At 61.4% G+C, this 12,053-nt stretch carries 12 protein-coding genes; all 12 read right to left on the bottom strand.

From position 1 onward, the window contains the following. Positions 1-24: 24 nt before the first annotated feature. The gene (gene lpxB / locus PSV38_RS06005; RefSeq protein WP_300545919.1) at positions 25-1,185 is read right to left on the bottom strand and encodes a lipid-A-disaccharide synthase; all 1,161 of its coding nucleotides are present in this window, start codon (positions 1,183-1,185) and stop codon (positions 25-27) included. A gap of 22 nt (positions 1,186-1,207) precedes the next feature. Then, a complete protein-coding gene (lpxA, locus tag PSV38_RS06000) occupies positions 1,208-1,996 on the bottom strand; it encodes an acyl-ACP--UDP-N-acetylglucosamine O-acyltransferase (protein WP_300545918.1) in 789 nt (262 codons plus the stop codon). A gap of 17 nt (positions 1,997-2,013) precedes the next feature. Continuing rightward, the gene (gene fabZ / locus PSV38_RS05995; RefSeq protein WP_300546041.1) at positions 2,014-2,454 is read right to left on the bottom strand and encodes a 3-hydroxyacyl-ACP dehydratase FabZ; all 441 of its coding nucleotides are present in this window, start codon (positions 2,452-2,454) and stop codon (positions 2,014-2,016) included. Continuing rightward, entirely contained in the window at positions 2,429-3,481 is a 1,053-nt protein-coding gene (lpxD, locus tag PSV38_RS05990; RefSeq protein ID WP_300546040.1) for a UDP-3-O-(3-hydroxymyristoyl)glucosamine N-acyltransferase, read from the bottom strand. The genes fabZ and lpxD overlap by 26 nt, the downstream gene beginning before the upstream one ends. A gap of 32 nt (positions 3,482-3,513) precedes the next feature. Further along, positions 3,514-4,023, bottom strand: coding sequence for an OmpH family outer membrane protein (locus tag PSV38_RS05985; protein WP_300545917.1), 510 nt, complete (start codon positions 4,021-4,023; stop codon positions 3,514-3,516). 2 nt (positions 4,024-4,025) lie between these two features. Next, complete coding sequence (bamA, locus tag PSV38_RS05980) at positions 4,026-6,263, bottom strand: outer membrane protein assembly factor BamA (RefSeq protein WP_300546039.1); 2,238 nt, start codon at positions 6,261-6,263, stop codon at positions 4,026-4,028. 76 nt (positions 6,264-6,339) lie between these two features. Beyond that, positions 6,340-7,743 (bottom strand): RIP metalloprotease RseP, encoded by a 1,404-nt coding sequence (gene rseP, locus PSV38_RS05975; RefSeq protein ID WP_300545915.1) that lies wholly within the window; start codon positions 7,741-7,743, stop codon positions 6,340-6,342. Positions 7,744-7,761: 18 nt separating this feature from the next. Next, positions 7,762-8,973: a 1-deoxy-D-xylulose-5-phosphate reductoisomerase gene (ispC, locus tag PSV38_RS05970; RefSeq protein WP_300545913.1), complete on the bottom strand. Its 1,212-nt coding sequence runs from the start codon at positions 8,971-8,973 to the stop codon at positions 7,762-7,764. Beyond that, on the bottom strand, positions 8,966-9,892 hold the full coding sequence (locus PSV38_RS05965) for a phosphatidate cytidylyltransferase (protein WP_300545912.1): 927 nt from the start codon (positions 9,890-9,892) through the stop codon (positions 8,966-8,968). The genes ispC and PSV38_RS05965 overlap by 8 nt, the downstream gene beginning before the upstream one ends. A 2-nt stretch (positions 9,893-9,894) precedes the next feature. Next, positions 9,895-10,680, bottom strand: coding sequence for a polyprenyl diphosphate synthase (gene uppS / locus PSV38_RS05960; RefSeq protein ID WP_300545911.1), 786 nt, complete (start codon positions 10,678-10,680; stop codon positions 9,895-9,897). 67 nt (positions 10,681-10,747) lie between these two features. Then, a complete protein-coding gene (gene frr / locus PSV38_RS05955) occupies positions 10,748-11,308 on the bottom strand; it encodes a ribosome recycling factor (RefSeq protein WP_300545909.1) in 561 nt (186 codons plus the stop codon). Between the two features lie 13 nt (positions 11,309-11,321). Next, positions 11,322-12,032, bottom strand: a complete 711-nt coding sequence (pyrH, locus tag PSV38_RS05950; RefSeq protein ID WP_300545907.1) for a UMP kinase — start codon at positions 12,030-12,032, stop codon at positions 11,322-11,324. Positions 12,033-12,053: the final 21 nt, after the last annotated feature.

The raw sequence follows: 12,053 nt of genomic DNA, 5'->3' as shown, positions 1-12,053 counted from the left end.
TGCGGTTCGGTGGGTTGCTTTGGCTTAGGCACGGCGACCGTCCTCGAGGATTTGGGCAATGGCCTCGCTGGCACAACGGGCGGTATCACGCCGCAAGGTGTGGTGCAGCTCAATGAAACGCTGGCGAACCGCCAAGACCTTGGCCGGGTGGTCCAGCCAGTCCAGTACATCGGCGGCCAGTTGCTGGGGGGTGGCCGCGTCCTGAAGGCGCTCGGGCACCACGAAGTCCTTCAACAAAATGTTGGGCAAACCCACCCAGGGTAAGTAACCCAGGCGCTTCATCAGTTGCCAGCTTAAGCCACTGACGCGGTAGGCAATCACCATGGGACGCTTGAACAGCGCGGCTTCCAGCGTGGCCGTGCCACTGGCAATCAAGGTCACATCGCAGGCGGCCAAGGCCTCGTGCGAACGGCCATCCAGCAGCTGGATGTTGGCATTGGGCGCGTACTGGGCCACCAACGGCAGCACCATGTCCCGCAAGCTCGGCACCACAGGCATCACGAAACGCATGTCGGGCCGCTGGTGGCTCAGTTCGGTCACGGCCTGCAAGAACGTGGGCGCGATGTACTGGATCTCGGAGCGTCGACTGCCGGGCAACACTGCCAGCACGGGTGCATCCAGCGGTAAACCCAGGCTCTGGCGGCTGGCCTCGCACGGTGGCTCCATCGGGATGGCATCGGCCAGCGGATGGCCCACGTACGTGGCCGGGATGTTCTTGGCCGCGTACAGCTCAGGCTCGAACGGGAACATGCACAGCATGTGGTCGGTGGACTGGGCAATCTTGTTGATGCGCTTACCCCGCCATGCCCAGATCGACGGACTCACGAAATGAACCGTCTTGACGCCCTGGGCCTTCAAGCGAGCTTCCAGCCCGAAATTGAAATCAGGCGCATCGACACCGATGAACACATCCGGGCGTTGCGCCAACAGGCGATCGCCCAGTTGCCGACGGATGCCGGAGAGTTCGCTGTAGTGGCGCAGCGCATCGACAAATCCGAAAACGGACAGCTTCTCACAAGGCCACCAGGCCTCGAAGCCCTGTGCCACCATGCGGGGGCCACCAATGCCCATGGCGCTCAACTCGGGCCAGCGCGCTTTAAGCCCACCCATCAGCAGGCCGGCCAGCAAGTCACCCGAGACTTCGCCAGCCACCATGGCCACCTTGGGCGCAGCAGATCCACTCATTAAAACGGCTCCAGAGGTGCGCTCAGCGCACGATGCCGCGGGTGGACGCCACGAGGAAGTTGATCATCAAATCAACGTCCTGCCGGGCCTCGGGGTGGGTGGTGCCCAGCTCGGCGATGCGGCCCTTGGCTTCTTCCAGCGTCAGATCCTGACGGTACAAGGCGCGGTGCATTTCCTTGACCGCTTTGAGCCGCTCGGGGCCGAAACCACGGCGGCGCAATCCTTCCAGATTGATGCCGCGTGCCTCGGCCATGTTGCCCTGCGCCATCACGAAAGGCGGCAAATCCTGGCCCAAAGCCGTCGCCATGCTGGTCATCGCATAAGCGCCAATCTTGACGAACTGGTGAACGCAGGTGAAGCCACCCAGGATGACCCAATCGCCCACATGCACGTGGCCGGCAATGTGCGCGTTGTTGGCAAAGATGGTGTTGTTGCCGACCTGGCAATCGTGCGCCAGGTGGGTGTAGGCCATCATCCAGTTGTCATGGCCCAGGCGTGTGATGCCTTCATCCTGGGCCGTGCCCACGTTGAAGGTGCTGAACTCGCGGATGGTGTTGCGGTCGCCAATCACCAGTTGGGTGGGCTCGTCGGCGTACTTCTTGTCTTGCGGACTGCTCCCCAATGAAGCGAACTGGAAGATCCGATTGTCGCGGCCAATCGTGGTGTGGCCTTCGATCACACAATGCGGGCCCACGGTGGTGCCCTCGTCAATGCGCACGTGGGGACCGATGACCGTGTACGGTCCGACGCTGACGGTGTCGCCCAGTTGCGCCTGGGGATCGACCACCGCAGTGGGATGAATGCTCGCCATGTTGCTGCGCCCTCGCCTCAACCCACCGTGCGCTGCGTGCACATCAGTTGTGCCTCAACGGCCAACTCGTCACCCACCCAGCCTTTGGCATTGAACTTGTAGATACCAGCGCGATGGCGGTCAATCGTCACATCCAGAATCAACTGGTCGCCCGGCTCAACCGGCCGCTTGAAACGTGCGTTGTCGATGCCCACGAAGTAGTACACCATTTTCTCGTCGGCACTGGCACCGATGCCTTCAAACGCCAAGATGCCGGCAGCTTGTGCCAGGGCTTCCAGCATCATCACGCCAGGCATCACCGGGCGGCCCGGAAAATGGCCTTGGAAGAAGGGTTCGTTGAAGGTCACGTTCTTGACCGCGCGAATGCGCACGTTCTTTTCAATCTCCAGCACACGGTCCACCAGCAGCATGGGGTAGCGGTGCGGGAGCTTTTCAAGAATCTTGTGGATGTCCATCATCATGGTTGTTCTGTTGTTTCTCTAAGGCGCGAACGCGTTCGCGCAGGGCATGCAGATTGCGCAATGTCGCGGCGTTCTTTTCCCACGATGCATTGTCATCGAAGGGGAACACGCCACTGTACAGCCCCGGTTTGTGAATGGACCGCGAGACCAACGTGGCGGCCGAGACATTCACCCCTTCGGCCAGCGTCAGGTGACCCAATACCATGCCGCCACCGCCCACGGTGCAATGCGCGCCAATGACGGCGCTGCCCGCCACGCCAGCGCAACCGGCCATGGCCACGTGTGCGCCGATCTGGACGTTGTGCCCGATCTGGACCAGGTTGTCGAGCTTGACCCCATCGCCTAGGACGGTGTCGCCCAAGGCGCCGCGGTCCACACAGGTATTGGCGCCGATCTCGACGTCATCCCCAATGCGCACGGCGCCCAACTGTTCGATTTTCTCCCAGCGGCCCTGCGTTGGGGCAAAGCCGAAGCCATCGGCCCCAATCACCACACCGCTGTGGAACAGGCAGCGCTCGCCAATCCTGCAATCAAAGCCGATGTTGACACTGGCGGCCAAACGAGTGCCCGCGCCAATGCGGGCGCCTCGCCCGATCACGCAGTGGGGCCCGATCACCGCGCCAGCACCAATGACCGCACCGGCCTCCACCACCACCAAGGGACCAATGCTGACGCCCTCACCCAAGCTGGCGCTTGGGTCGATCACGGCACTGGGGTGGACACCGGCTGGCGCTTGAGGGCGCGTGCGGCTGGCCCACCACTGCGTCAGCCTGGCAAAGTACAGGTAAGGATCGTCCGTGACGATGACCGCGCCACGGGCTGCGGCCTCCGCCTTCAACGCGCCAGACACGATCACGCAACCGGCCGAAGTACTGGCCAGCTGGGCTCGGTATTTGGGGTGGGCCAGGAAGGTGATCGTGTCAGCTTGTGCCTGCTCGATCGGCGCGATGCGGGCAATCGGTAAAGCTGCCGACCCCAACAACTCACCACCCAGTGCCGCGACGATCTGACCGAGCTGAACCATGGACGTCGAGCCGGTCGGGTTGACCGCCCGGCTCACTTGCCAAGCGCGGTGTTGAGGGACTTGATCACCTTGTCGGTGATGTCCACGCGCGGGCTGGCAAACACGGCCTCCTGAACGATCAGGTCGTATTTTTCCTGATCAAAAATTTGCTTGACCACGCGGTTGGCGCGGTCGAGCACTGAGGCCAATTCTTCGTTCTTGCGCTGGTTCAGGTCTTCCTGGAACTCACGGCGTTTGCGTTGGAACTCGCGGTCTTGCTCCACCAAGTCGCGTTGGCGGCGACCCCGCTCACCCTCGACCAAGGTGGGCGCGTCTTTCTCGAACCTGTCAGAGGCCGATTTGATGCGCTGAGCCGTTTCGGTCAACTCTTTCTCGCGGCGGCTGAATTCAACCTCCAGCTTGGCTTGTGCGGCCTTGGCAGGCGTAGCGTCACGCAGGACACGGTCAAGATTGACGTAACCAATCTTGAATTCCTGGGCTGAGGCCGTGGCCGCGGCCACCAGCAAACCGGTGACCATCAGGGTCTTGAGGACGGATTTCATGGTCAGAATGCGGTACCGATCTGGAACTGGAGTTTCTGGATTTTATCCACATCGAACTTGCGGAAAGGCTGGCCGTAGCTGAGTTTAAGCGGCCCCACCGGTGAGACCCAGCTGACGCCTACGCCCATGGACAGGCGGAAATCATCCAGCTTGATAGGCTCTTCACTGCCCCAGACATTACCAGCGTCCAGGTATCCAAACAAGCGCAGGGTGCGGTCATTGCCAGCCCCAGGGAATGGCACATACAACTCGTTATTGATGTTGATGCGCTTGGTGCCCCCAATGTAGGCGCCCGTATTGTCGAGCATGCCCAGCGAGTTTTGTTCGAAACCCCGCACCGTGCCCAGGCCCCCGCCATAGAAATTCTTGAAGAAGGGGTACTCTTTCCCCGCCAAGCCCACACCGTAGCCAATTTGGGCATTGAAGCCAAAGGTGAAACGGTTGGTCAGCGGGAAATACTGCTGGAACTGGTAATCACCGCGCAAGTAGCGCGTGTCGCCCGCCACACCCCACTCCATGTTGACGCGTTGATAACGGCCCTGGTTGGGCGCGATCGTGCTATCGCGTGAATCACGAGCCCAGCCCACCGTCAATGGGATCGACAAACTGCTTTCGCCGAAGTTGCGGCGGTACGTCTTGTAGTTGTCAGGCAACCCCACCTCGCCCTTGATGGTGGTCTGTTCAGCGCCCAGGCCAAAGAACACGGTGTCGAATTCGGTGAAAGGCACGCCAAAACGGATGGTGGCACCAGGGGTCACGATTTCATAGTCGCCCCCCTGGCTGCTCAGCGGGCGTGAAGTCCGGTAGAACACGTCCACCGCACGCGAAATGCCGCCATCGGTGAAGTACGGATCGACCGTACTGACCACCAACGTGCGGTTGTACTTGCTGGTGTTGACTTCAACGCCCAGGTAGTTGCCGGTGCCAAAGATGTTGTCTTGCTTGATCGAGGCGGTCAGGGACAACTTTTCGGCGCTGGAGAAACCCGCCCCCAGCATCAGGTTGCCGGTGGGCTTTTCTTCCACCGTGATGGTCAGGTCCACCTGGTCTTGCGTACCCGGCACTTCCACCGTGTCGATGCCGACTTGCTTGAAATAGCCCAGGCGGTCCACGCGGTCGCGTGACAGCTTGATCTTCTGGCCGTCGTACCACGCCGATTCGAACTGACGGAACTCGCGGCGGATCACTTCATCACGCGTGCGCGAATTGCCGGCCACGTTCACCCGGCGCACGTACACGCGACGTTGCGGCTGCGAACTGAACACGGCCACGACCGTGCCTTTGTCGCGGTTCAACTCGGGGCGGAAATCTACGCGGGCGAAGGCATAGCCAAAGGCCGCGAATCGGTCGGTGAATGCTTTCGTGGTTGTGGCGATGTCTTCAGCGCGGTAGGAATCGCCCGGCTTGACGGCCACCAGGGAGCGGAAGACTTCGTCCTTGCCCAGGTAATCACCCTCCAGCTTCACGCCGGTCACGGTGTAGCGAGGGCCTTCCGTCACATTGATGGCGATGGAGATGTCTTGTTTGTCTGGCGAGATGGCCACTTGGGTGGACTCGACCCGGAACTCCAGGTAGCCACGGTTCAGGTAATAGGCCTTGATCGTTTCCAGGTCGGCGTTCAGCTTGGCCCGCGCGTACTGGTCGGACTTGGTGTACCAAGTCAGCCAACCGCCCGTGGTCAGGTCCATCTGCGACAGCAAGGTGCTTTCAGAGAACGCCTTGGCGCCGGTGATCCGGATGCTCTTGATCTTGGCCGTTTCGCCTTCGGTCACGCTGAAGGTCACGTTGACACGGTTGCGGTCCACCGGGGTGATGGTGGTCACAACCTCAATGCCGTACAGGCTGCGCGACAGGTACTGGCGCTTCAGCTCGGTCTCGGCGCGGTCGGCCAGGGCGCGGTCAAAAGGCTGGCCCTCGCCGATGCCGATGTCCTTGAGCGCCTTGACCAGGTTGTCTTTGTCGAACTCCTTGGTGCCCACGAATTCGACCTTGGAGATGACCGGGCGCTCTTCCACGACCACCACGACCACGCTGCCATCAATCTGGATGCGCACGTCCTTGAACAGCCCCGTGGCAAACAGCGAACGCAAACCAGCCGAGCCCTTGTCGTCCGTGTAGGTGTCCCCCACCCGGAAAGGCAAAGAGGCGAACACGGTGCCCGCGTCAGCCCGCTGCAGGCCCTCGACACGGATGTCCTTGAGCACGAAGGGCTCCACCGCGAAAGCGGCGGTGTGGAACATGGTCACAGCGATGAGCGCGGCGGCCAGGGTCGGTTTGAACCGATGGACAGTCTTGGAAGGGAATTGCATGCAAAGATCAGTGCGAGCCCAACATTCGGGCCAAATCGTTGTAGAGGGCAAGTGACATCATGGTGAGCATGATGGCCACGCCACCGCGTTGCAACCGCTCCATCCATACTTCTGAGATGGGTCGGCCGGTGAGTCCTTCAAAAAGATAATACATGAGGTGCCCGCCATCCAGAACCGGCAGTGGCAGCAGATTGAGCACGCCCAGACTGACGCTGACCAGCGCCAGAAAACCCAGGTAATGTACCCAACCCATTTCGGCCGAGCGCCCCGCGTAATCGGCAATGGTCAAAGGCCCGCTGAGATTTTTCAGCGAAGCCTGCCCCACCACCATCTTGCCCAGCATTTCGAGGCTCATGCGAGAGACGTCCCAGGTGCGGTTGAGCGCGAGCGTCAAGCCCTCAAGTGGCCCGTAGCTCACATCGACAACCGCAGGCGGCGATCCGATGCCGGCCTCAATGCGCGCCAGCTGCTTGCCGTCCACGTCTTTCATGGCCGGGGTGACGGTGATGTCCAGGTTTTGCCCACCGCGAAGCACCTTCAACTGGATAGGTTTGATCTGCCCCTGATCGTGGCTGGCACCTATCAGTTGCCGCAATTGGGCGGCGTCCGTGGGCACCTGGCCATTGATCTGCAAGATGCGATCACCCGCCTTCAGGCCAGCCCGCTCGGCAGGACCACCGGCGATGGCCTGGGCAATGATCGGTTCGACAAACGGCCCCGTCAGGCCAATGCGGTCCAGCAACTTGGCGTCCACATCGGCCGCCGGAATCCGGCTCAGCGCCAAGGTCAATGTGCGGCTGCCGCGCTGCTGTGGCTCGCCTGTGCCAGAAGCGTTGTGGCTGACCTGCAGGCGCAAGTCGCGCCCCGCCAAAGCGGCCTGGGTGAACTGCCACTGCAAATCGCTCATCGAGCGGATGGCTTGCCAGCCCTCCTCGGAGGCGTCGTCAGCGCCCACCTGGGCGACCGACAGGATTTCATCTCGCGCCTGTAAGCCAGCCTGATCGGCCAGGCTTTCGGCTTTGGGCTGCGCCATCCAGGGGCGCAGCTCCTGCACGCCAGCCCAATTGACGCAGGCATACAGCAACACCGCGAGCAGCAAATTGGCCGCTGGCCCGGCGGCCACGATGAAGGCCCGTTGCTTGAGCGGCTTGCGGTTGAACGCGCGGCTCAATTCTGAGGGCGCCACCGCGCCTTCGCGCTCGTCCAGCATCTTCACATAGCCGCCCAGCGGCAGCGCCGACACCACGAACTCGGTCTCACCATGCATACGGCGCCAAAGCACGCGCCCAAAGCCCACGGAAAACCGCAGCACCTTGACGTCGCATGCCAAGGCCGCACGGTAATGCCCGTATTCATGGATGACCACCAGCACACCGATGGTCACTAAAAATGCCAACACCGTCAACAACATGGCAAGGCTCCGGTTAAATCAGCGGCTCAAGCCAGATGAAATCACCTGGGCGATGCGCCTGGCCTTGGCGTCGAGCGCCAGCAGACCGTCGACGCTGTCGCAGCAGCCGGACTCTACCCCGCAATCGACCAGACTTTGGGCGTTGACCACATGAATCTGGTCAAAGCGGATGCGCCCGGTCAGGAAAGCATCCACCGCCACTTCGTTGGCCGCATTGAGCACACAGGTGCTGCCTGCAGGGCCATTCAGGGTGTCCCAGGCCAATTGAAGCCCCGGGTAACGGTGTGCGTCAGCCTCTTCGAAGGTCAAGGCGGACAGGCGGGTAAAGTCAAGTAAATCAGCCCCCGACTCGATCCGATTCGGCCACGACAGGCCGTAAGCAATGGGCACACGCATGTCCGGTGTGCCCAACTGCGCCAGCACCGAGCGGTCACGGCACACCACCATCGAGTGGATGATGCTTTGCGGGTGCAAGACCACCTTGATTCGGTCGGGCTTGAGGCCAAACAGCCAGCGCGCCTCGATCACCTCCAGCGCCTTGTTCATCATCGTGGCCGAATCGACCGAGATCTTGCGGCCCATGACCCAATTGGGGTGGGCACAGGCCTGATCAGGCGTGACATCGCGCAAGGTGGCTGGGTCCCGCTGGCGAAAGGGCCCCCCCGACGCCGTCAGCACGATGTGGTCGATGCGTTCGGCCCAGGTGCCGACATCTTCCGGCAAGCATTGAAAGATGGCCGAGTGCTCACTGTCGATGGGCAGCAAGGTTGCGCCACCTTCGGCCACCGCGCTCATGAACAAGGCACCGCCCACGACCAAAGCCTCCTTGTTGGCCAGCAGCAAACGCTTGCCCGAACGCGCCGCCGCCAGGCAAGGGGCCAAACCGGCCGCGCCCACGATGGCTGCCATCACGACGTCAACTTCAGGATGAGAGGCGATGTCGCACAAGGCCTTTTCGCCGCTGAGCACTTCGGTCGACAAACCTGCTTGCGCAATGCCTTCGCGCAGACGCTGCGCCGCATCCTCGTGTGACATCACGGCAAACCGAGGACGCCATTTCGCGCATTGCGCCAGCAACTCCTCCACGCGGCGCCCGCCACTGAGGGCAAACACCTCGAAACGATCCGGATGCCGGGCAACCACGTCCAGCGTGTTGGTTCCGATTGAACCGGTGGAACCCAGCACGCACAGACGCTGGCGACGGCCCGTGGGGATGGAGGTGTCAACCATGGCACAAGGACATCAAAGCAAGCACCAAAGGCAGCACGGGCAACAAGGCATCGATCCGGTCCAGCACCCCACCATGTCCTGGCAGCAACTGGCTGCTGTCCTTGGCACCGGCCTGGCGCTTGATGAGTGACTCGAACAAATCGCCCACCACACTCATGCCCACCAGGAAGACAATGCTCAGCACCAGGCCAACGGGCCCCAAGCCCGACAGCAGGTGGCTGTACATGCTGGGTGAATCAACCGACCAACTGCGGTCAACCGCGATCCAGGCCACCGCGAGCAGAAGCACGGCCAACATGCCGGACCAAACACCCTCCCAACTCTTGCCCGGGCTGATGCTGATGGCCAGCTTGCGGCGCCCAAAGGCACGGCCACCAAAATAGGCACCAATGTCAGCCGCCCACACCAGGCAGAAAACCGACAACAGAAAATTGAGCCCTTGGGCCTTGCTTTCAGTCAGAGCCAGCCATGCCACCACCAGGATGCCGAGCCCGAGCAGCGCACGCAAAGCCGAAGGTGACTGCTTCCAGTACACGGTGCCCCAACGCAGGGCCGAAGCCCCACCCAGCACCCACAAGACACCAGTGACCCACCACACTGCCGCAGGCACCACGAAACCAGCCAATGCATGACCGGAGACGTGGACATGGGCGGCAGCCGCGCCTCCAAGGCTCGGGTCAGACCATCCCCAAGGATCCAGATGAACAGCCTCTGCGACGACAAAGCCCAGCCCGGCCACCGCAGCGCCCATGGCCCAGGCACGCACACCCGGCCACCCATTCAAGCGCGCCCACTCCCAACCTGCGGCGCTGACGAACAACAAGCCCAAAGCGGCGAAGGGCCACAGGGCCTGTGCAGCCAGAGCAGGCAACAGGATGGCCATGAGGATCAGCGCCGTAATCACGCGTTGCTTGAGCATGTTCAGAATCTCTCTGACGTGGATTCGTCTTTGTCAACCGCGCCACCCACGGCGCCCTCGCCTTGACCCGAAGCCCCGACATCGCCAAAACGCCGCTCGCGAATGGCGAACGCCGTCAAAGCCTTGTCGATTTCAGCGGCATCGAAATCCGGCCACAGACAATCGGTGAAATACAACTCGGCGTACGCGCTTTGCCACAACAGGAAGTTGGACAGTCGAACCTCGCCACCCGTGCGGATGAACAAATCGGGATCGGGCGCATAGCTCATGGCCATGAAGCGCGACAACTCTGTTTCGTTCAGCGCCTCTGCCGATAAGCCCGCGGCCATCGCCTTCTGACATGCCTGGACAATGTCCCAGCGGCCACCGTAATTGAAAGCCACGGTCAAGGTCAAGCGGCTGTTGTCGCGGGTGCGGGCTTCTGCATCCAGCAAAGCGTTGCGGATCTTCTCTGCCACGGTGCTCAGGTCACCCGCGATGCGGATGCGCACGCCATCGGCCTTGAGCTTGGCGATGTGCTTGGACAAGGCCACCAGCAACAGGCTCATCAGGCCAGAGACTTCTTCCTCAGGGCGCTTCCAGTTTTCTGACGAAAATGCAAACACCGTCAGGTAGTCGATATCGCGGTCAGCGCAGGCCTGCACCACGGAGATCAAGGCATCGACACCGGCCTTGTGGCCCACGCCACGGGGCATGAGGCGTTTGCGAGCCCAACGCCCATTGCCATCCATGACGATGGCGACGTGGCGGGGGGCCGATGTCAGGTTGGAAGGATTGCGCTTGGCCATGTTGGCTCCAAAACAGATTGAGGCGGTCAAACCGCCTCAGACTGCATCGAGATCAATGAAAAGCCGATCAAACCGCCAGGATCTCGGCTTCTTTGGCCTGAACCAACTTGTCGACCTCGATGATCACGCGGTCGGTCAGCTTCTGAACCTCATCCTGCGAGCGGCGGTCATCGTCCTCGGTGACTTCCTTGTCCTTGAGCAGGCGCTTGGCTTGCTCATTGGCATCGCGGCGCAGATTGCGCACGGCAATCTTGGCGTCTTCGGCCTGAGCCTTGACAATCTTGATCAGGTCCTTGCGGCGCTCTTCGGTCAGCGCAGGCATCGGCACGCGAATCAGGTCACCTTGCGAAGCAGGATTCAGGCCCAGGTCGGATTCGCGGATCGCTTTTTCGATCTTGGCACCCATGCCCTTTTCCCAAGGCTGCACGCTGATGTTGCGCGCATCGATCAGGGTCACATTGGCAACCTGGCTGATGGGCACCAGCGAGCCGTAATAGTCCACCTGCACCTGATCAAGGATGCCAGGGTGGGCGCGGCCCGTGCGGATCTTGCTCAGATCACCCTTGAAGGAGTCGATGCTTTTGAGCATCTTCTGCTCAAGGGATTTTTTAATGTCTGCAATGCTCATGAAATGCTCCGGATCACACGTGGACCAGGGTGCCTTCATCCTCGCCCATCACCACACGCTTGAGGGCGCCGGGCTTGAAGATGGAAAACACCTTGAGGGGCAGATTCTGGTCGCGGCACAGCGCAAACGCTGTCGCGTCCAGCACTTGGAGATTCTTGATCAAGGCTTCGTCGAAGGTGATGGTGCTGTAGCGCGTGGCCAGCGGATCCTTCTTGGGATCGGCGCTGTAAACGCCATCAACCTTGGTGGCCTTGAGCATGATCTCAGCACCGATTTCGGCACCGCGCAAAGCGGCGGCCGTGTCGGTGGTGAAGAAGGGGTTGCCCGTGCCAGCGGCGAAAATCACCACCTTGCCTTCTTCGAGGTACTGCAAAGCCTTGGGACGCACATAGGGCTCCACGACCTGCTCTATGTTGATGGCCGACATGACCCGAGCGGTCATGCCTTCCTGGCGCATGGTGTCGGCCAGGGCCAGCGAATTCATGACAGTGGCCAGCATGCCCATGTAGTCGGCTGTGGCGCGGTCCATTCCGACCGAACCACCCGCGACGCCACGGAAAATATTGCCACCACCAATGACGACTGCGACCTCGCATCCCAGCTTCGTGATCTCCTGGATTTCTTGCACCATGCGGACAATGGTGGCGCGGTTGATGCCAAAGGCATCATCGCCCATGAGGGCCTCACCGGAGAGTTTCAGAAGGATGCGCTTATAGGCGGCCATGCAGACGTCCTTAAGTAATTG

The sequence above is a fragment of the Aquabacterium sp. genome (genome assembly GCF_029946005.1).
In the GTDB taxonomy this organism is placed as follows: Bacteria; Pseudomonadota; Gammaproteobacteria; order Burkholderiales; family Burkholderiaceae_C; genus Aquabacterium.
This window is presented reverse-complemented; position numbering and strand designations above follow the sequence as displayed.